We start from the raw sequence: 21,305 nt of genomic DNA, 5'->3' as shown, positions 1-21,305 counted from the left end.
TTTTTTAAATTAAAATTTCCTATATTGACTATTTATAAGCTTTTAAGGTAGTGGCATAGATATTGCTAATATAAATAGTAATAGAATGTATTATTTTAAACATATTGATATTTATGTAAATTAAATTATAAATAAAATTAGGGGGATCAGTTTATGGAAGAAATCAAAAATATGACTAAAAAATTGAAAAATTTAAAATGTGACAAAATGTATGATAATAATTTTTATTTAACATGGGAGAAAACAGAAGATGAGTTAAAGTCTGTATTTACAGTAGCAGATATTTTAAGAAAAATGAGAGAAAGTAATATATCTACAAAAATATTTGATAGTGGATTAGGAATTTCAGTATTCCGTGATAACTCAACAAGAACTAGATTTAGTTTTGCAAGTGCATGTAATTTACTTGGACTAGAAGTTCAAGATTTAGAAGAAGGAAAATCTCAAATTGCCCATGGTGAAACAGTAAGAGAAACAGCAAATATGATTTCTTTTATGGCAGATGTTATTGGAATTAGAGATGATATGTTTATAGGAAAAGGAAATAAATATATGCACGAAGTAGCAGATTCAGTTAAAGAAGGATATGAATCCGGAGTTTTAGAACAACATCCTACACTTGTAAATCTTCAATGTGATATAGATCATCCAACTCAATGTATGGCAGATTTATTGCATATGATTCATTATTTTGGTGGAATAGAAAATCTTAAAGGAAAGAAAGTAGCTATGAGTTGGGCATATTCACCATCTTATGGAAAACCACTTTCAGTACCTCAAGGTGTAATAGGATTAATGACAAGAATGGGAATGGAGGTAACACTTGCTCATCCAGAAGGATATGATTTAATGCCAGAAGTAGAAGAAGTAGCTAAAAAGAACAGCGTAAAAAGTGGTGGTAAATTTACAAAAACTAATTCAATGAAAGAAGCTTTTGAAAATGCAGATGTAGTATATCCTAAGAGCTGGGCTCCATATGCATTTATGGAAAAACGTACAAATTTATATGGAGAAGGAAAATTTAAAGAAATAGATGTTTTAGAAAAAGAATTATTAAAAGAAAATGCTAAACACAAAGATTGGGAATGTACAGAAGAAATGATGAAACTTACTAAAGATCAAAAGGCATTATATCTACATTGTTTACCAGCAGATATTAGTGGAGTTAGTTGTAAAGAGGGAGAAGTAGCTGCATCAGTATTTGATCGTTATCGTAAACCACTTTATAAAGAAGCTGGATATAAACCATATATTATAGCTGCAATGATATTTTTAAGTAAAGTTAAAGATCCAGCTAAAAAGTTTGAAGAAATATTAAAACAAAATAAACCAAGATTTTCTGGAAAATAGTTTTTGGGGTTATTTTAAGGGGGAAATATTAGATGAGCGATAGAATGAGAACAATTCCTTTTCAAAAAATGATTACTTGGATTAAAAGAGAGCTAAAGGAAAAAGGATCTATTTTTGGAATCCATAAAAATAAATTTTATAAGAATGATAGTAATAAGTATATTGAATTATTTGGACAAAAAATGTCATCACCACTTGGACCGGCTGCAGGGCCTAACTCTCAATTAACACAAAACATAATTGCCTCTTACTTAGAAGGAAGTCGTTTTATAGAATTAAAAACAGTTCAAGTTTTAGATGGAGAAGATGTGCCTGTAGCTAAACCTTGTATTCATGCTGAAGATGAATGTTATAACGTAGAATGGTCTACAGAGTTAACTGTACCACAAGCTTTTGATGAATACATAAAAGCCTGGTTTTTACTTCATGTTTTAATGAAAGAATTAAATTTAAGTGAAGAAAGAGACTTTATGTTTAATATGAGCGTAGGTTATGACTTAAAAGGTATAAAATCTCCTAAGGTGGATGCTTATATAGAAGGTATGAGAGATGCATCTAAAACAAAAATTTGGAATCACTGCAAAGAAGTATTGATTTCTAATATGGATTCATTTTCTAATTTTACTAAAAAAGATTTAGATAAAATTTCATCTAAAGTATGTCCATCTATTACTTTATCTACTCTTCATGGATGTCCTCCAGAAGAAATTGAGAAAATAGGAAACTATCTTTTAAAAGAAAAAAATCTTCACACATTTATAAAAATGAACCCTACTCTTTTAGGTGAGAAATTTGTTAAAGATACATTCAATAAAATGGGATATGACTATATAGAGCTTAATCCAAATCATTTTATAAAGGATTTAAAGTATAAAGATGGAGTATCAATGATTAAAAGATTAAAAGATACTGCTAAAAAAATGAATTTACAAATGGGAGTAAAACTTACAAATACATTGCCAGTTAAGATTGTAAATGGTGAATTAAATGGGGAAGAAATGTATATGTCAGGACGTTCTCTTTTCCCACTTACAATATCTTTAGGGAGTAAGCTAGCTTCAGAATTTAATGGAGATTTACAAATATCTTATTCTGGTGGAGCGGATTTCTTTAATGTAGAGAAAATTTTTAAAGTAGGAATTCAACCAGTTACCTTTGCAACTACAATACTAAAACCAGGTGGTTATGAAAGAATAACTCAAATGGCTAAAAAGGTAGAAAAGTATCTTAATGGTTCATTTAAAGGTATTAATATTGAGGGTATAAATGATTTAGCAGAATCTTCTTTTAAAGATAAATACCATCTTAAAGATCTTAGACCAGTTAAAAGTAGAAAGCTTTCATTAGATCTTCCAATTTATGATTGTGCCATAGCACCATGTACTATAGGATGCCCTATAAATCAACAAATACCTGAATATGTAGCTTTAGTTGGTGAGAAAAAATATGAGGAAGCTTTTAAAATTATAGCTAAGGATAATACATCACCAGCCATTACAGCAACTATATGTAATCATAATTGTCAGTATAAATGTACAAGACTTGATTATGATGAGTCTGTTTCTATTAGAGATATGAAAAAAATAGCTGTCTTAAATGCAGAAGATAAATATATTGAAGATATTAAAAAATCTAATATAAAAAGTAATAAAAAAGTAGCAGTTATAGGGGCAGGTCCAGCAGGTTTATCTGCAGCACTTTTCTTAAGAAGAAATGGCGTAGAGGTAACTGTAATGGATAAGAGAGAAAAACCTTATGGAATTGTAGAATATGTTATACCAGAATTTAGAATTTCATCAGATATGATTAAAAAAGATTTTGAACTTGTTAAAAATCAAGGTGTTAAATTTAAATTTGGAATTGATGAAAATATAGATATAGATAGATTAAAGAAAGAATACGATTATGTAGTACTTGCAACAGGAGCTTGGAAAAAAGGTAATGTTAGATTACAAGAAGGGAAAGAAAAGATAGTAGATGCTATTTCCTTCCTTGAAAAACATAAACAATCTAATGGAGATATGGACTTAGGAAAAAACATTTGCATAATTGGTGGAGGAGACGTTGCTATGGATGCAGCTCGTGCTGCTAAGAGAACTAGTAATGCAGAAAACGTTTCTATAGTTTATAGAAGAACTAAAAAGTATATGCCAGCAAGTGGTGAGGAAATAGAATTAGCATTAAAAGAGGGGATAGTTTTAAAAGAATTACTTTCACCTAAATCCATTAAAGATTGTAATTTAGTTTGTGAAGAAATGAAATTAGGAGAAAAAGATCTTTCAGGAAGAAGAAAACCTATTGGTACAGGAAGTATTGTAGAGATAAAAGCAGATACTGTTATTTTTGCAGTAGGTCAAAAGATAGATAGTGATTTACTTACAAAAAATAAAATAGAATTAGACCAAAGAGGATTTGCTAAGATAAATAAAAATTGTGAAACAACTACTCCTAATGTATATGTTGTTGGTGATATGAAAAAAGGGCCAGCTACTATTGTTAAGGGAATTGCCGATGGTAAGTTAGTATGTAAAGACATTTTATCAAAGGAAGGGTTAAGTAATGATTTTGAAAAGAAAGTTCTTCCTGTAGATGAAAAAAGAATATATAAGAGAAAAGGAATATTAAAATCTCCTTTATGTAGTGAAGAAGAATCAGAAAGATGTTTATCTTGCAAAAATATATGTGAAATATGTGTAGATGTCTGTCCTAATAGAGCAAACATGGTTATTAACGTAGAGGGAGATTTTAAATCATCTCATCAAATTGTGCACATAGATGGCATGTGTAATGAGTGTGGAAATTGTGGTGTATTTTGCCCTTACAAAGGAAATCCATACAAAGACAAGATAACACTTTTCTGGAGTGAAAAAGATTTCCAAAATAGTAAAAATAGAGGTTTTTTAGTTTTAGATAAAGATAAAGGATTATGTAAGGTTAGAAAAGAAGATGGAGAAGTTGTATATTACGTTATTGGTAGAGATAAGGTTATTTCAGATGAAATGGAAAGTATAATTAAAACATTTATAAACAAATATGATTATATGTTATAACTTAATATTTGAAAATGAGGAGGAAGATAAATGTTATTAATAGGAAATGGAAAAGTTATAACTAGAGATGATTCTAGACCAATTATAGATAATGGTTGTGTTGCCATTGAAGAAAATAAAATTGTAGATATTGGTTTAACTGAAGCTATTAAAGATAAATATAAAGATTGTAAATTTATAGATGCAAAAGGAAAATTAATAATGCCAGGTTTTATAAATACTCATATGCATTATTATAGTACTTTTGGTAGAGGTATAAATAATGATAGTCCTAGAGCTAAAGGTCTTACTGATATACTTAAAGGCCTTTGGTGGAGACTTGATAAAGTGTTAACTTTAGAAGATGTTTATTATAGTGCTATGGTGCCTATGATTGATCAAGTGAAAAATGGTGTAACAACTGTATTTGATCATCATGCAAGTCCACATGCTATTAAAGGAAGTTTATTTAAAATTGCAGAAGCTGCTAAAGTCGCTGGAATAAGAAGTAATTTATGTTATGAAACTTCTGATAGAGACGGAGAAAAAATTGCTGATGAAGGTATTAGTGAAAATGTAGAATTTATAAAATATTGTAATGAAAAAAAAGATGACATGATTAAAGGAATGTTTGGACTTCATGCATCTATGACAATTTCTGATAAAACATTAGAAAAATGTATGAGTGCTATTGAAGGTTTAAATACAGGTTTTCATGTTCATTGTGCAGAGGGGATTGAAGATTTAGAAGATTCAAGGAAAAAATATGGCAAAGGTGTTATAGAAAGATGGTTTGATGCAGGAGTTCTTTCAGATAAAACTATAGCAGTACATTGCATTCATACTACAGATAAAGAACTGGATATGCTTAAAGAAAAAGATGCAATAGTGGTTCATAATCCTGAGTCAAATATGGGTAATGCAGTAGGCGTTGCACCAGTTCTTGAATTATATAAGAAAGGTATTTTATTAGGTCTTGGCACAGATGGATATACTCCTGATATTATTGAATCTTATAAGGTAGCAAATATTATTCATAAGCATGCTAAAAAAGATTCAAATGTAGCCTGGGTTGAAATTCCTGAAATGTTATTTAAAAATAATAGAAAAATTACAGAAAGATTTATTGATGGTAAAGTAGGAGTTTTAAAAGAAGGGGCCCTAGGGGACGTAATCGTAGTGGATTATAATCCTCCTACACCAATAAATGAAGGGAATATAAATAGTCATATACTATTTGGTATAAATGGAAGAAATGTAGATACAACTATTATAAATGGTAAAGTTGTAATGGAAAATAGAAATCTTATTAATATTGATGAAGAAAGAATCATGGCTAGAAGTAGAGAACTTGCTACTGAAGTTTGGAAAAGATTTTAATAACTTAAACTCATGATTATAAGAATATAAAATTTTGGAGGGGTTAAAATGGAAACTATTAAAAAGGAAGAAATATTAAAATTAGCAGGTAAATATAAAGAAGACATGTCAAAGTTTTTAAGAGATATGGCAAGAATACCAAGTGAAAGTTGTGAAGAAGAAAAAGTAATACTTAGAATAAAAGAAGAAATGGAAAAAGTAGGATTTGATAAAGTAGAAATAGATCCTATGGGAAATGTACTTGGATATATAGGCCATGGGAAACATGTTATTGCTATGGATGCTCATATAGATACAGTTGGAATAGGTGATAAGAATTTATGGAATTATGATCCCTATGAAGGCTATGAAGATGATGAAATCATAGTAGGTAGAGGAACATCAGACCAAGAAGGCGGAATGGCATCTATGGTATATGCTGGTAAAATAATAAAAGATCTTAAACTAGAAGATGATTATACACTAATAGTAACAGGTACTGTGCAAGAAGAAGATTGTGATGGATTATGTTGGCAGTATATAGTTAATGAAGATAAAATAAAACCTGAATTTGTTGTAATAACAGAACCAACTTCTTTAAATATCTACAGAGGTCATAGAGGAAGAATGGAAATAAAAGTTACAACCCATGGAGTTAGTTGTCATGGTTCAGCTCCTGAAAGAGGAGATAATGCAATATTTAAAATGGGTCCAATATTAAACGAATTGAAAGCTCTTAATGAAAATTTGAAATATGATGAATTCTTAGGAAAAGGTACTTTAACTGTATCAGAAGTATTTTTCTCTTCACCTTCAAGATGTGCCGTTGCAGATGGATGCACAATTTCTATAGATAGAAGACTTACTGATGGAGAAACTTTTGAATATGCAATTCAACAAATTAAGAATTTACCATCAGTTAAAGCTGCAAATGCAGAAGTTGAAATGTATGATTACGAAAGAGCTTCATATACTGATTTAGTATATAAAACAGAATGTTTCTTCCCAACTTGGGTGTTAAAAGAAGACCATCCAATATGTAAAACAGCTGTTCAATGTTATAAAGATTTATTTAAAGCTCAGCCAAAAGTTGATAAATGGACATTTTCTACAAATGCAGTTTCTATAATGGGTAGATATAAAATACCATGTGTTGGATTTGGTCCAGGTCATGAAGATCAAGCCCATGCTCCTAATGAAAGAACATGGAAAGAAGAATTAGTGAAAGCTGCAGCAATGTATGCTCTTATTCCTATAACATATGTAAAAGAATTTGCAAATAAATAATGCTTTATATGAGAAATGGAGATTAATTTTCTCTGTTTCTCATATATTTATATAACTGTTATTAGTTTAATTATTTGAGGGTTTGAGTATTTATTTTTAAAACTAGAGTTTATAAACATATTGTATTAATAGTAGGGTATGAATATTAGTGCTTTTTATTTATAGATTTAAATTTTTAATCATAGGGTAGGAGTTTTAAAATTTCATATATTAAATATTATTTTTAGATATATCTATTTTTGTAGTAAATATGTTTATTTTTATAAAATTAGGAATCATAGAATTAGTTTCATTTAAATATATTAGTATGATTAAAAATTAGAGCCTCATCAATATAAAAATATTTGGGGGGATTAATTGTGTATCAATTTATATTAAATGGAGAAAAGGTATCTTTTGAAGAAGATATCAAATTGATTGAATATTTAAGGGAATATAAAAATTTGACTTCAGTGAAAAATGGATGCTCAGAAGGAGCTTGTGGGGCATGTATGGTTCTCATTGATGGTAAACCTGTAAGATCATGTATAACTAAAATTTCAAGAATAGAAGGTAAGAAAGTTATAACTGTAGAAGGGTTAACAGAATTTGAAAAGGAAGTTTATACCTGGGCTTTTTCAAAAGCTGGAGCGGTACAATGTGGATTTTGTACTCCAGGAATGATTATAAGTACAAAAGCCCTTTTAGATAAAACGTTAAATCCAAGTGAAGAACAAATTAAAACTGCAATTAGAGGAAATATATGCAGATGTACTGGATACGTTAAAATAATAAAAGCTATTGAAATGGCCGCCAAGATATTTAGAGAAGGTAAACTACCAGAGGATGAAAAACATAAAGGGAAAATAGGAGAGAATATTAGAAGAACAGATGCAAGAGACAAGATTTTAGGTATAGGGAAATATGTAGATGATATGAAAGTTGAAGGCATGATCTATGGGTCAGCTTTAAGATCTAAATATCCTAGAGCTTTAATAAAAAGTATAGATATAAGTAAGGCATTAAAACATCCAGAAGTTGAAAAAATTGTTACAGCAAAAGATGTACCAGGAAATAGAGTGATAGGTCATATTATAAAAGATTGGCCAGCAATAATAGATGTAGGAGAAGAAACGAGATATGTAGGGGATGCAGTAGCTTTAGTTGCAGCTAAAAGTAAAAAAGGATTAAAAGAAATATTAGATTTAATAGAAGTAGAATATAAAGAATTAGAACCACTTTCTAGTCCAGAAATGGCACTTAAAGAGGGGGCACCTAAAATTCATAAAAAGGGAAATATTTTAGATGTTGAAAAGGTTAACAGAGGCAGCGTTGAAGAGGCAATAGCTAATTCTAAATATGTTGTTACAAACCATTATTCTACTCCTTTTACCGAGCATGCTTTTTTAGAACCAGAAAGTGCTTTAGCTATGTCAGATGGCGAAATTCTCACTATTTATACAGGAAGTCAAGGAATATATGATGAACAAAGAGAAATTTCAGAACTTTTAGGACTGCCTAAAGAAAAAGTTAGAGCCATAAGTAAGTATGTAGGTGGAGGTTTTGGTGGAAAAGAAGATATGAGTGTACAGCACCATGCTGCACTTTTAGCTTGGATTACTAAAAAGCCTGTTAAAGTAACACTAAGTAGAAAAGAAAGTATTAAAGTTCATCCAAAAAGGCATGCCATGGAAATGACAGTTACTACAGCTTGTGATGAAAAAGGAAAATTAACAGCTTTTAAAGCTGATATTATATCAGATACTGGGGCATATGCATCTCTTGGAGGACCGGTTCTTCAAAGAGCATGTACTCATGCAGCAGGTCCATATAGATGTCCTAATGTTTCTATAAAAGGAACAGCAGTTTATACCAATAACCCTCCAGCAGGAGCTTTTAGAGGATTTGGTGTAACTGAATCAGTTTTTGCATCAGAATGTAATTTGAATCTTTTAGCTGAAAAATTAAATATATCTCCATGGGAAATAAGATTTAGAAATGCTGTAGAGCCTGGGGATGTGCTTCCAAATGGTCAGTTTGCTGATGAAGGAACTGCTATTAAAGAAACTATAATAGCAGTTAAAGATGCATATGAAAATAGTAAATATGCTGGAATAGCATGTTGTATGAAAAATTCAGGTCTTGGAGTTGGAGTACCAGATGTAGGTAGATGTAATTTAGGAATAAAGGATGGAAAGGTTCATATAAAAAGCAGTGCTGCTTGCATGGGTCAAGGAGTTGCTACAACTCTTACTCAAATAACCTGTGAAACAACAAATTTACCTTTAGATAAAATAGTAGCAGATCCACCAGATACATTTCTTACTCCAGATTCAGGAACAAGTACAGCATCAAGGCAAACATTATTTGCAGGAGAAGCTACAAGAAGAGCTGCATTAAAACTTAAAAATAGATTGAATACTAAAACATTAGGTCAGTGTGAAGGAGAAGAATTTTGTGGAGAATTTGAAGGAGTTACAGATCCTATAAATTCGAAAAAGAAAAATCCAGTAAGTCATGTTGCTTATGGGTATGCAACTCAAGTTGTTATACTTAATGAAAAAGGGAAGGTAGAAAGAGTAGTGGCAGCTCATGATGTGGGGAAAGCTATAAACTCAACAAATCTTGAAGGACAGATTGAAGGTGGAGTAGTTATGGGCCTTGGATATGCATTTACGGAAGGATACCCATTAAAAAAATCTGTTCCTACTGCTAAATTTGGAACATTAGGATTATTTAGATCTACTGATATACCAGAAATTAAGCCTATAATAGTTGAGAAAAATACTAGTGAATTAGCTTATGGAGCAAAAGGAATAGGAGAAATCACAACTATACCGACAGCACCAGCAGCTCAAGGAGCTTACTTTAAATTTGATAGAAAATTTAGAAAAAAACTGCCTTTAGAAGATACTTCTTATAGGAAAAAAAAGTAAGGATTATAAATAAGACTTTTTTTAAAATGAATTATATTTTTATGTTTATTCATTTTGGGAAAGTCTTATTTTTTATTGAAATTTGTTTATTTATGTAAAATAAAGTATTATGATATTTATCCTTCATCAAAGCTAATGTTCGTATAGTTACGAATAATAAAATGAAATAAATAAATATAATACTATTAAATACGAATATTTTTCTTCAAACGTATTGATTTATTAAGAAGTGTATGTTACCATGAATACATAAAATAAATGAATATTTCATCCATATAATTTCAGCAATAGGGGCTGAAAGTTTCTACAAGGAAACCGTAAATTTTCTGTCTATGGATGAATCTTTGGATGCTCAATACCAACAGATTCTTCTATAGATAGTTGGTATTTTTTTATACTATTTTATAGGAGGATTTAGAATGAAAGTAGCAATAATTTTAGGAAGTAAATCAGATGTAGATAAGATGAAAGGAGCTGCAGTAGCACTTAAAGAGTTTAATATAGAGTATAGGGCACAAGTGTTATCAGCTCATAGAGTTCCAGAAAAACTTTTAGAAACATTAGAAGAATTAGAAAAAGAAAATTATGAATGTATAATAGCAGGAGCAGGACTTGCAGCACATCTTCCAGGGGTTATCGCATCACATACAACTTTGCCAGTTATAGGAGTTCCATTAAAAGCTGCTTTAGAAGGAATGGATTCACTTCTATCAATAGTGCAAATGCCTAAATCTATTCCAGTTGCTACAGTAGGGATAAATAATAGCTTTAATGCAGGGATGCTTGCGGCACAAATATTATCTTTAAAATATCCTAATTTAAAAGAAAAATTAACTGAATTTAGAAAAAATATGAAAGAAAAATTTATAAACGATAATAAAGAGGGAGTGGAATTATAATGGAAAAAATGGATATGTTATATGAGGGAAAAGCTAAAAAAATATATGGTACAGATAATAAAGAAGAAGTAATTGTATATTACAAAGATGATGCTACAGCTTTTAATGGGGTAAAAAAAGCTAGTATTGAAGATAAAGGTGTATTAAATAATAGCATAACAGCAATGTTATTTGAATTATTAGAAAAAGAAGGAGTTAAAACTCATTTTATAAAAAAATTAAATGATAGAGAACAACTTTGCAAAAAAGTTGATATAGTTCCACTAGAAGTTATAGTTAGAAATATAGCAGCAGGTAGTATGGCAAAAAGATTAGGACTTGAAGAAGGGAAAAAACTTCAGACTACAGTTTTTGAAATAAGTTATAAAAATGATGATTTAAATGATCCACTAATGAATGATTATCATGCTGTAGCTATGGGAATAACTACTTTTGAAGAATTAAAAACTATATACAATATAGCTAAAATTGTTAATGACACTTTAAAGAAATTTTTCTTAGAGCAAGGAATTACTTTAGTAGATTTTAAAATAGAATTTGGTAAAACATCTGATGGAGAAATACTTTTAGCAGATGAAATTTCACCAGATACATGTAGATTATGGGATGCAAAAACAGGAGAAAAATTAGATAAAGATAGATTTAGAAAAGATTTGGGAAATGTAAAAGAAGCTTACATAGAAATATTAGACAGAATAAATAATTCAAAATAGAATTAATAAGTGGGGAATAATTATGAATTATATGTTAGATGAGTCAAAGTGTAAAGCTCCTTTTTGTTTAGATGATGATAAATTTAAAGAAGAATGCGGAGTATTTGGAGCCTTTTTAAAAGATAGAAATGATGAAGAAGCAGCGGCTATAACTTACTATGGTTTATATGCACTTCAACATAGAGGACAAGAAAGTGCAGGAATTACTGTATCTGATGGAGAAACACTGAAATGCCATAAAAATATGGGTTTAGTATCTGATGTTTTTAGTAAAGATACAATAAAAAAATTAAAAGGCAAAGGGGCAATAGGCCATGTTAGATATTCTACTACAGGGTCTAGTAATGCAGGAAATGCTCAGCCTATAATGAGTACTTATAAATTAGGATCTATTTCTATAGCTCATAATGGAAATTTAGTAAATGCTAATGTTATAAGAGAGCTTTTGCAAGATGGAGGATGTATTTTTCAAACATCTATAGATACAGAAGTAGTACTTAATTTAATTGCTAGAGGTGCTCAAAAGGGGATTGAAAATTCAGTAGTAAAAGCTATGCAAGCAATAAAAGGATCTTATGCTATTGTAATACTTACTGAAGATAAGTTAATAGGGGTTAGAGATCCAAATGGTATAAGACCTATGTGTATAGGTAAAATAGGGGAAGATTATATATTAAGTTCTGAGAGCTGTGCATTAGATTCTGTAGGGGCAGAGCTTATAAGAGATGTAGAACCAGGGGAAATAGTAATTATAGATGAAAGTGGAATTAATTCAATTAAATTTGCGGAAAAAACTAAATGTGAAACCTGTGCTTTTGAATATATATATTTTGCAAGATCTGATAGTACTATAGATGGTATAAATGTTTATCAATCGAGAGTTAGAGCAGGAAGAAAGCTTTATGAAGAATGCCCAGCTGAAGCTGATATAGTTATAGGAGTTCCAGATTCAGGTATACCTGCAGCAGTTGGATATGCAGAGGCTTCAGGAATTCCTTATGGAATAGGATTTATAAAAAATAAATATGTAGGAAGAACATTTATAGCACCTTCTCAAGAAATGAGAGAAAAGGCTGTATCTGTAAAGCTAAATCCTTTGAAGGTAAATGTAGAAGGAAAACGAGTTGTTATAGTAGATGATTCTATAGTAAGGGGAACTACAAGTAAAAGACTAGTGGAGACTTTAAGAAAAGCAGGAGCTAAAGAAGTACATTTTAGAGTGTCTTCTCCTGTTGTTAAGTATCCATGTTATTTTGGCATAGATACACCTTATAGAAAAGATTTAATAGGTGGACATTTAACTGAGAATGAAATAAAAGAAAAAATTGGAGCAGATAGTTTAGGGTATATAAGTATGAATGGAATAGTTGATGTGTTAAAAAAAGATAAAGGCTTTTGTTTAGGATGTTTTAGTGGTATATATCCAATGTCAGCACCTATAGAAATGTCAAAGGAATCTTTAGAATAGGATTTTAATTTATATTAAGAATATAAAAATAAATAACAAGTTAAAAAGACTAGAATATTTACTAGTTATTTATTTGAATGTGTATTAAGAAGGGGAAGTGTTTTTATGGTATCGTATAAGGATGCAGGAGTAAATATAAAAGAAGGTTATAAGTCTGTTGAGCTTATAAAAAAACATGCAGCAAAAACTGCAGTTCCTGGTGTTTTAAATAATTTAGGTAGTTTTGCAGGAATGTTTGAACTTCCTAAATATAAAAATCCGGTTTTAGTTTCAGGAACAGATGGAGTTGGAACTAAACTTGAAGTAGCATTTAAAATGAAAAAGTATGATACAGTAGGCATTGATTGTGTTGCTATGTGTGTAAATGATATATTATGCCAAGGAGCTAAACCTTTATTTTTCTTAGATTATATAGCTTGTGGAAAACTTGAAGCAGAAGTTGCCGCTGATTTAGTTAAAGGTGTAAGTGATGGATGTTTAGATTCAAACTGTGCTCTTATAGGTGGAGAAACAGCAGAAATGCCTGGATTTTACAGTGATGGGGAATATGATATAGCAGGTTTTTCTGTTGGAATAGTAGAGAAAGATGAAATAATAGATGGAAGCTTAATAGATGAGGGAGATGTATTAATTGGTATATCATCTTCTGGAGTTCATAGTAATGGATATTCTCTTGTAAGAAAATTAATAAAAGATTTTAATTATGATTTTAATGGAGAAAAGATAGGAGAAACTTTACTTACTCCTACTAAAATATATGTAAGACCAGTTTTAAATCTTATGAAAAAGTATGAGATAAAAGGTATGTCTCATATAACCGGTGGAGGATTTTATGAAAATGTTCCTAGAATGCTTAAAAATGATTTTACAGCTGTTATAAATAAAAATTCATATCCAATTCCAGATATATTTAAACATATAATGGATTTAGGTGTAGAAGAAGATCATATGTATAATACATTCAATATGGGGATAGGGTTTGTGTTATGTGTTGATAAAGAAATAGCAGATTCAGTAGTAAAAGATCTTATAGAGCAAGGGGAAAAAGCTTATAAGATAGGTAAAATAACTCCAGGGGAAAAGTGTGTTAAGTTAGTATAAGATTTTTTAATATAAATAATAACTTGGGAAATTAATATATTAAAGTTTATAACTTAAAAAGGGGATAAAAAAATGCTTAAGATTGCAGTACTCATCTCAGGAGGAGGAACTAATCTTCAATCTATAATAGATAGTATAGACTGTGGATATTTAAATTGCAGCATAGAAGCGGTTGTAGCAGATAGAGATAATATATATGGTATTGAAAGAGCAAAGAAAAAAAATATAAAAACATATATACTAGATAGAAAATTATACAAAAATAATCTTTCAAATAAAATATGTGAATTACTAGAAGGTAAAGTTGATTTAATAGTTTTAGCTGGATGGCTTTCTATATTACAAGGGGATATAATAAAGAAATTTAAAAACAGCATAATAAATATTCATCCTTCTCTAATTCCTAGTTTTTGTGGAAATGGAATGTACGGAATTAAGGTTCATGAAAAAGCTATAGAATATGGTGTTAAAGTATCTGGATGTACTGTTCATTTTGTAGATGAAGGTACAGATACTGGAGCTATAATACTTCAAAAAACTGTATCAGTTTCTCATATGGATACCGCAGAAATTCTTCAAAAGAAAGTATTAAAGGAAGAGCATAATGCCCTTCCAGAAGCTATTAAGCTTATATCTGAAAATAAGATAAAAGTAGAAAATAGAAAAGTTATAATATTAAACTGAGAATTGAAATAAGGGGCATAAAGCTAAGGGAAGATTTAAAAAATTTAAATTCTGGGGGAATTAAAATGATAAAAAGAGCGTTAATAAGTGTTTTTGACAAAACTGGAGTTTTAAGTTTGGCTAAATTTTTAATGGATGAAGGAGTAGAAATAATATCTACTGGTGGTACATATAAGCATTTAAAGGAAAATGGAATAAAAGTTATAGATATTTCAGAAGTTACAGATTTTCCTGAAATGTTAGATGGAAGAGTTAAAACTCTTCATCCAAATATTCATGGTGGAATACTTGCTATAAGAGATAATAAAGAACATATGGAAACTATAGAAAAGCATAATATTAAACCTATAGATATGGTAGTAGTAAATCTTTATCCATTCTTTGATAAGGTACAAGAGGATTTAGAATTTGATGAAAAAGTTGAATTCATTGATATTGGTGGTCCTACAATGATAAGGGCAGCTGCTAAGAATTTTAAAGATGTAGTAGTAGTTACTGATACTAAAGATTATGATGATTTAATTAATCAAATGAAAGAGAATAAAGATGTAGATATAAAAACTAGAAGAAGACTTGCAGGAAAAGTATTTAATCTTATGTCAGCTTATGATGGAGCTATAAGTGAATTTCTTTTAAAAGAAGAATATCCTGAATATTTAACTGTATCCTATAAGAAAAATATGGATTTAAGATATGGAGAAAATCCTCATCAGAGGGCTGCATATTATACTTCTACTACAGAAAATGCTCCTATGAAAAATTTTGAGCAATTAAATGGAAAACAACTATCTTATAATAATATAAAAGATATGGACATTGCATGGAAAACAGCTTGGGAATTTGATGAAATAGCTTGTTGTGGATTAAAACATAATTCTCCTTGTGGAGTAGCTATAGGAGATTCTCTACATGATGCTTATGTTAAAGCTTATGAGTGTGATCCTATATCTATATTTGGTGGAATAGTAGCTGTAAACAGAAAATTAGATAAAAAGACAGCAGATGAAATAGTTAAAATATTTTTAGAAATAGTTATAGCACCGGATTTTGATGATGATGCTTTAGAAGTTTTAAAGACTAAGAAAAATTTAAGAGTTATAAAATGTGATGTAAAACCTACTAAGGGCAGTGAACTTGTAAAAGTAGATGGTGGAATTCTTGTACAAAGTAGAGATGATAAATTTGTAGAAGACATAAAAGTAGTTACTAATAAAAAACCTAGTGAAGAAGAAATGAAAGATCTTATATTTGCTATGAAAGTAGTTAAATATGTAAAATCTAATGCTATTGTAGTTGCTAAAGATGGAAAAGCTAAAGGTATTGGCGCAGGTCAAGTAAATAGAATATGGGCAGCAAAAGAGGCTTTAGATAGAGCAGGAGATGGAGTAGTTATGGCTTCAGATGCTTTCTTCCCATTTAAAGATGTAGTAGAAGAATCAGCTAAATGGGGAATAAAAGCTATAATTCAGCCTGGTGGTTCTATAAGAGATGAAGAGTCTATAAAAGCTTGTGATGAAAATGATATAAGTATGGTATTTACAGGAATAAGACATTTTAAACACTAATTTTAATTATTAAGTGGGGGTAGTAAAATGAAAATACTAGTAATAGGTTCTGGTGGAAGAGAACATGCTATTGCCTTTAAAATATCTAAAAATCCATCAGTCCATAAAATATTTTGTGCTCCAGGAAATGGGTGTACTGCTCTAGAAAACAAATGCGAAAACATAAAAGAATCTAGTATAGATGATCTTTTAAACTTTGCAAAAGACAATTTAATAGATTTAACTATAGTAGGGCCAGAAGTTCCTTTAACAGAAGGTATTGTAGATGTTTTTAAAGAAAATAATTTAAAAATATTTGGACCAGGGAAAAAAGCTGCTATGCTTGAAGGAAGTAAAGCATACTCAAAAGAGTTTATGAAAAAGTATAATGTAAAAACAGCAGAATATGAAGTTTTTGAAGATAAAGAAAAAGCAATAACTTACTTAGAAAAATCTGAGTATCCTATAGTTATAAAAGCGGATGGACTAGCTGCAGGAAAAGGTGTAGTTATATGTGAAGATTTTAAAGAAGCTAAAGATGTTGTAGAAGATTTTATGGTTAATGATAGATTTAATGGAGCAGGTAAAAAAATAGTAATAGAAGAATTTTTAGAAGGACCAGAAGCTTCCATATTGTCTATAACTGATGGAGAAACTATAATACCTTTTATATCTTCTAAAGATCATAAACAAATATATGATGGTAATTTAGGACCTAATACAGGTGGAATGGGAGCTATAGCCCCTAATCCATACTGCACAAAAGAGGTTTTAAAAGAATTTGACGAAAATATATTAAAACCAACATTAAAAGGTATAAAATCAGAAAATCTTGATTTTAAAGGAATAATATTTTTCGGTATAATGATAACTAAAAAAGGCCCTTATTTACTTGAGTATAATGCTAGAATGGGAGATCCAGAAACACAGGTTGTTCTACCTTTAATGAAGACAGATTTTTTAGAGTTAATATTGGAATCTTTAAAAGGAAATTTAAAGAATAGTACAGTAGAATGGAAAGATGGATATTCTACCTGTGTAGTTGCAGCTTCAAAAGGATACCCTAAAAGTTATGATAAAGGATTTAACATAGAAATACCAAAGCCTTTAGAAGGGGTTTTTGGTGCAGGAGTAAAAGAAGAAAAAGGAATTTTAAAAACTAATGGTGGTAGGGTGTTATGTACTCAAGCATTAGGAAAAAGTCTAAAAGAATCTATAGATGCTGCATATGGAAAAATGAAAAAAATTGATTTCCAAGGAATTTACTATAGAAAAGATATTGGGAAAATTTCTTAGAATAATATGATATAATTAATAAAAGTACAATGTTAATAATTAACATTGTACTTTTATTTAATTGGAAAAATTTTATTGTTACTTTTACAATAAAAATTAGACAATACATTGTAGTATTTAATTTATTTTAAGGTTATTAAAGGATTTTTAAATTTTAACTATTAATTATATTAACTATGTATTTATAAAGGAAGAGAAGTATATGAAAAAAACAAAGGATACAAAAAGACTAAATCTAAGGAAAATATTTTTAATCCCTATATGTATAGCAGTAGCTTCACAAATATATTTAGATTTATTTATACCTAATTTTAAAATTTCTTTTGGAATTATATTATTTTGTATATTTGCTTACATATATGATGATATAAATCCAATATTGACTGGATTAATAAGTGGCCTTTTAGTTTATGGGGGAAGAGTTTTTGTAAATTTATTTATAAATACAAATTTATATGAAGGGATTAAATTTTATTTTCCAGAAATATTTTTTTATATTTCGTATGCATTATTTTATTTTATAGCTTTAAAAATAAGTAATAAAAAAATAGGATTAAAGTTGTTTTTTTTAACTATATTATGTGATTATTTTGCAAATATAGTTGAAGTTTTAATAAGGAATTACACAGATGAAATAGCTGTATATAATTTTATTTTAGGGCTTTTAGGTATAGCTTTTATAAGAACTTGTATTATATTTACAGTTATTGTCTATATAAAATACAATAAAATGCTTTTAATAAAGGAAGAGCAAGAAGATCGTTATAAAAAATTAGTTTTTATGATATCTAAAATAAAAACAGAAACCTATTGGTTAAAAAAGAGCATGTGTAATGTAGAGGATGTTATGGCTGATGCATATAAGTTATATGAAAATATACAATCAAAAACTGAAGAAGAAAATTGGCAGGAAAATGCACTTAGTTTAGCAAAAGATATTCACGAAATAAAAAAAGAGTATGCATTGGTTGCAGAAGGAATAGATGGAATACTATCAAATAAAATCGAAGACAAAGGAATGAAAATTAAAGAATTAGTTGCTATATTAAAAGAAAGCATGGAAACAGAAATATATGTTTTAAAAGAAAATATAAAAATAGTAATAAATTTTGATATAAAAAGCAATTTTGTAATTAAAAATCATTATCTTTTGATGTCTATACTTAGAAATTTATTTATTAATTCTATAGAGGCAATAGATCATAAAGAAAAGGGAGTTATAACCCTAAAAGTTATTGAACATAAAAAAATATGTGAGTTTATCCTTGAAGACAATGGATGTGGAATAGAAAAAGAAGATTATAATTATATATATGAGCCAGGGTTTTCAACAAAAATAAATTATGAGACAGGTAAGATAAATAGAGGGTTAGGCCTTTCTATAACTAAAGATATTATTGAAAATAAACTAAAAGGAAAGATAAAACTTCAATCAAAAGTTGGAAGGGGAACTAAGTTTTTTATAAGTATATCTAAAGATATAGAGGTGAATTAAAATAAAATGAAAATAATGATAATAGATGATGATATAGCTATTATTAAAATGCTTCAAAAGATAATAGCAGATAGAAATTTAGGGGAAGTTGAAGATTTTGCAACTAATGGTATAGAGGGTAAAATAAAAATAAAAAAATGTAATCCAGATATAGTTTTAGTGGATTTACTTATGAAAAAAAAAGATGGCATTACTATGGTAAAAGAAATAAAAAAAGAGAACCAGTATGTTCAATTTATTATGATATCTAAAATACTGTGCAAGAGCATAATAGGTAAAGCCTATAAAAGTGGAATAGAATATTATATTAATAAACCAATTAATGCATTAGAGGTTGAAAATGTTATAAAAAAAGTTTCTGAAAAAGTGGTTATGAGTAGAAAACTTAGGCAAATAGAAAACACATTACTAAATTGTAGAATTGATCCAGCCTTAGAGAGTAAAAACAATAACTTTAAAAAATATAATGAAGAAGTAAAAGATAATATAAATTTAGATGATATAAAAAAAATTATGAGCAAAATTGGTATAATGGGTAAGCTAGGTTACGAAGATATATTAAAAATGGTAGAATATTTATCAAACAAAAAAGAAGAACTGGAAATTTTAAGTATAAAGGATTTATGTTTAAAGTTTACTAAAAGTCCAAAATCTATGGAACAGAGAATGAGAAGAGCTGCTTATTCAGGATTGGTTAATTTAGCTAATTTAGGTATAGAAGATTATATGAATTTAGTATTTGAGCAGTATTCAAATACATTATATGATTTTCAGCAAGTAAGAATTGAAATGAATCATATAAGAGGTAAAAATAAAAAAAGAGGTAAGGTTGATTTGAAAAAATTCATATTAGGATTGTTATATTACTCTGAAAATACATAAAAGTCTGAAAATTTATATTACTTTTTGAAACTTTTTTCTACTTTTTGAATTTAATAAGTTACTATAATTGTGAAAAAATAAACAAAAAGTAGGGGGAGTTTTAGTGTTTACTATAATAAAAGGATTGGGGCTTCTTATTTTTACACTAGCATTATTTTCTATATTTAGTTTTAAGGCACCTAAAGGTGATAAAGCTATGTCTGGATTAGCAAATGCTGCGGTAACAACATTTTTAATAGAGGCTATACATAAATATATTTCGGGAAATCTTTTGAATTTTTCATTTTTAGGAAAAGTTGGGGCTACTGCAGGAAGTTTGAGTGGACCTGCAGCTGCAATTTTAGTTGGACTTAGTATTGGAATTAACCCAGTTTATGCAGTTGCAGCAGGTGTGGCAGTAGGAGGATTAGGTATTTTACCTGGATTTTTTGCAGGGTATATAATAAGTTTAATTGCTCCTAAAATAGAAGAAAAACTACCAGAAGGAATAAATATTATCTTTGGAGCATTACTTTTAGCACCACTTGCTAGATTTATTGCAGTTCAAGCAGACCCTATTGTAAACTCTACACTTATAAATATTGGAAACGTTATATCAGTAGCATCAGAGCAATCACCTATATTAATGGGATTTTTACTTGGAGGTATTATGAAGATAATATGTACATCTCCAATAAGTTCTATGGCAGTAACAGCTATGCTTGGACTTAAAGGTCTTGCAATGGGAATTGCAGCTATTGCATGTGTAGGTGGATCTTTTACAAATGGAATAATGTTTAAAAGATTAAAATTAGGGGACAGAAGTAATATAATAGCAGTAATGATGGAACCACTCACTCAAGCAAATATTATAACTAAAAATCCAATACCTATTTATAGTGCTAACTTTATAGGAGGAGGGTTAGCCGGATTAAGTGCTGCATATTTTAATATAATAGATAATGCACCAGGAACAGCATCACCTATTCCAGGATTATTAGCACCTTTTGGATTTAATCCTCCAATGTCAGTTATATATGCAGTTATAGGGGCAATAGTTGGTGGAGTTATAGGAGGAACAGTTGTATCTCAAATAGTTATAACATTAAAAAATAAAAAAGATAACTGTAATAACTTAAAATCTAATACTGAAAAACCAATAAATAAAGGAACTCTTACTATAAAAGAAAAGACAGTTTAATTTTAAAATATATAAAATAAATAATAAGTAAAAGATGATAGTTATTTACTTGAATTTTTAAATTAAAAATAAAGTGATTAAATAATAAAATTTTATTATTTAA

15 protein-coding genes and 1 riboswitch are annotated in these 21,305 nt (G+C 29.0%); all 15 genes read left to right on the top strand.

Annotated features, from left to right (window positions below):
- Window positions 1-153 precede the first annotated feature (153 nt).
- Window positions 154-1,350 carry a knotted carbamoyltransferase YgeW gene (gene ygeW / locus ABDZ71_RS17890; protein ID WP_343763904.1) on the top strand — a complete coding sequence of 399 codons (1,197 nt, stop codon included), beginning with the start codon at window positions 154-156 and terminating at the stop codon, window positions 1,348-1,350.
- Between the two features lie 32 nt (window positions 1,351-1,382).
- Window positions 1,383-4,400, top strand: a complete 3,018-nt coding sequence (gene ygfK / locus ABDZ71_RS17885) for a putative selenate reductase subunit YgfK (protein ID WP_343763902.1) — start codon at window positions 1,383-1,385, stop codon at window positions 4,398-4,400.
- A gap of 30 nt (window positions 4,401-4,430) precedes the next feature.
- Entirely contained in the window at window positions 4,431-5,759 is a 1,329-nt protein-coding gene (gene ssnA, locus ABDZ71_RS17880; RefSeq protein ID WP_343763900.1) for a putative aminohydrolase SsnA, read from the top strand.
- A 48-nt stretch (window positions 5,760-5,807) separates the two neighbouring features.
- Window positions 5,808-7,025 (top strand): YgeY family selenium metabolism-linked hydrolase, encoded by a 1,218-nt coding sequence (locus ABDZ71_RS17875; RefSeq protein WP_343763898.1) that lies wholly within the window; start codon window positions 5,808-5,810, stop codon window positions 7,023-7,025.
- 359 nt (window positions 7,026-7,384) lie between these two features.
- On the top strand, window positions 7,385-9,940 hold the full coding sequence (gene xdh, locus ABDZ71_RS17870) for a selenium-dependent xanthine dehydrogenase (RefSeq protein WP_343763896.1): 2,556 nt from the start codon (window positions 7,385-7,387) through the stop codon (window positions 9,938-9,940).
- Between the two features lie 251 nt (window positions 9,941-10,191).
- Window positions 10,192-10,293: riboswitch (purine riboswitch) on the top strand.
- 66 nt (window positions 10,294-10,359) lie between these two features.
- Window positions 10,360-10,839 carry a 5-(carboxyamino)imidazole ribonucleotide mutase gene (gene purE, locus ABDZ71_RS17865; protein ID WP_343763894.1) on the top strand — a complete coding sequence of 160 codons (480 nt, stop codon included), beginning with the start codon at window positions 10,360-10,362 and terminating at the stop codon, window positions 10,837-10,839.
- On the top strand, window positions 10,839-11,552 hold the full coding sequence (purC, locus tag ABDZ71_RS17860; RefSeq protein WP_343763892.1) for a phosphoribosylaminoimidazolesuccinocarboxamide synthase: 714 nt from the start codon (window positions 10,839-10,841) through the stop codon (window positions 11,550-11,552). The genes purE and purC overlap by 1 nt, the downstream gene beginning before the upstream one ends.
- Before the next feature lie 16 nt (window positions 11,553-11,568).
- Window positions 11,569-13,020, top strand: coding sequence for an amidophosphoribosyltransferase (gene purF / locus ABDZ71_RS17855; RefSeq protein ID WP_343764572.1), 1,452 nt, complete (start codon window positions 11,569-11,571; stop codon window positions 13,018-13,020).
- A 105-nt stretch (window positions 13,021-13,125) separates the two neighbouring features.
- The gene (gene purM, locus ABDZ71_RS17850) at window positions 13,126-14,121 is read left to right on the top strand and encodes a phosphoribosylformylglycinamidine cyclo-ligase (RefSeq protein WP_343763890.1); all 996 of its coding nucleotides are present in this window, start codon (window positions 13,126-13,128) and stop codon (window positions 14,119-14,121) included.
- 72 nt (window positions 14,122-14,193) lie between these two features.
- Window positions 14,194-14,805, top strand: coding sequence for a phosphoribosylglycinamide formyltransferase (purN, locus tag ABDZ71_RS17845; RefSeq protein ID WP_343763888.1), 612 nt, complete (start codon window positions 14,194-14,196; stop codon window positions 14,803-14,805).
- Between the two features lie 65 nt (window positions 14,806-14,870).
- Entirely contained in the window at window positions 14,871-16,370 is a 1,500-nt protein-coding gene (purH, locus tag ABDZ71_RS17840; protein WP_343763886.1) for a bifunctional phosphoribosylaminoimidazolecarboxamide formyltransferase/IMP cyclohydrolase, read from the top strand.
- A gap of 27 nt (window positions 16,371-16,397) precedes the next feature.
- Window positions 16,398-17,645, top strand: coding sequence for a phosphoribosylamine--glycine ligase (gene purD / locus ABDZ71_RS17835; RefSeq protein ID WP_343763884.1), 1,248 nt, complete (start codon window positions 16,398-16,400; stop codon window positions 17,643-17,645).
- A gap of 202 nt (window positions 17,646-17,847) precedes the next feature.
- Window positions 17,848-19,140, top strand: a complete 1,293-nt coding sequence (locus ABDZ71_RS17830; RefSeq protein ID WP_343763881.1) for an ATP-binding protein — start codon at window positions 17,848-17,850, stop codon at window positions 19,138-19,140.
- Between the two features lie 6 nt (window positions 19,141-19,146).
- Window positions 19,147-20,022: a DNA-binding domain-containing protein gene (locus ABDZ71_RS17825; protein WP_343763879.1), complete on the top strand. Its 876-nt coding sequence runs from the start codon at window positions 19,147-19,149 to the stop codon at window positions 20,020-20,022.
- Between the two features lie 103 nt (window positions 20,023-20,125).
- Window positions 20,126-21,202 carry a PTS sugar transporter subunit IIC gene (locus ABDZ71_RS17820; RefSeq protein WP_343763878.1) on the top strand — a complete coding sequence of 359 codons (1,077 nt, stop codon included), beginning with the start codon at window positions 20,126-20,128 and terminating at the stop codon, window positions 21,200-21,202.
- The last annotated feature ends 103 nt before the right edge of the window (window positions 21,203-21,305 follow it).

Source organism: Clostridium oceanicum, from assembly GCF_039521385.1.
GTDB lineage: Bacteria > Bacillota > Clostridia > Clostridiales > Clostridiaceae > Clostridium_F > Clostridium_F oceanicum.
Note: the sequence above shows the minus strand (reverse complement) of the source record. Positions and strands in the feature narration are given on the sequence as shown.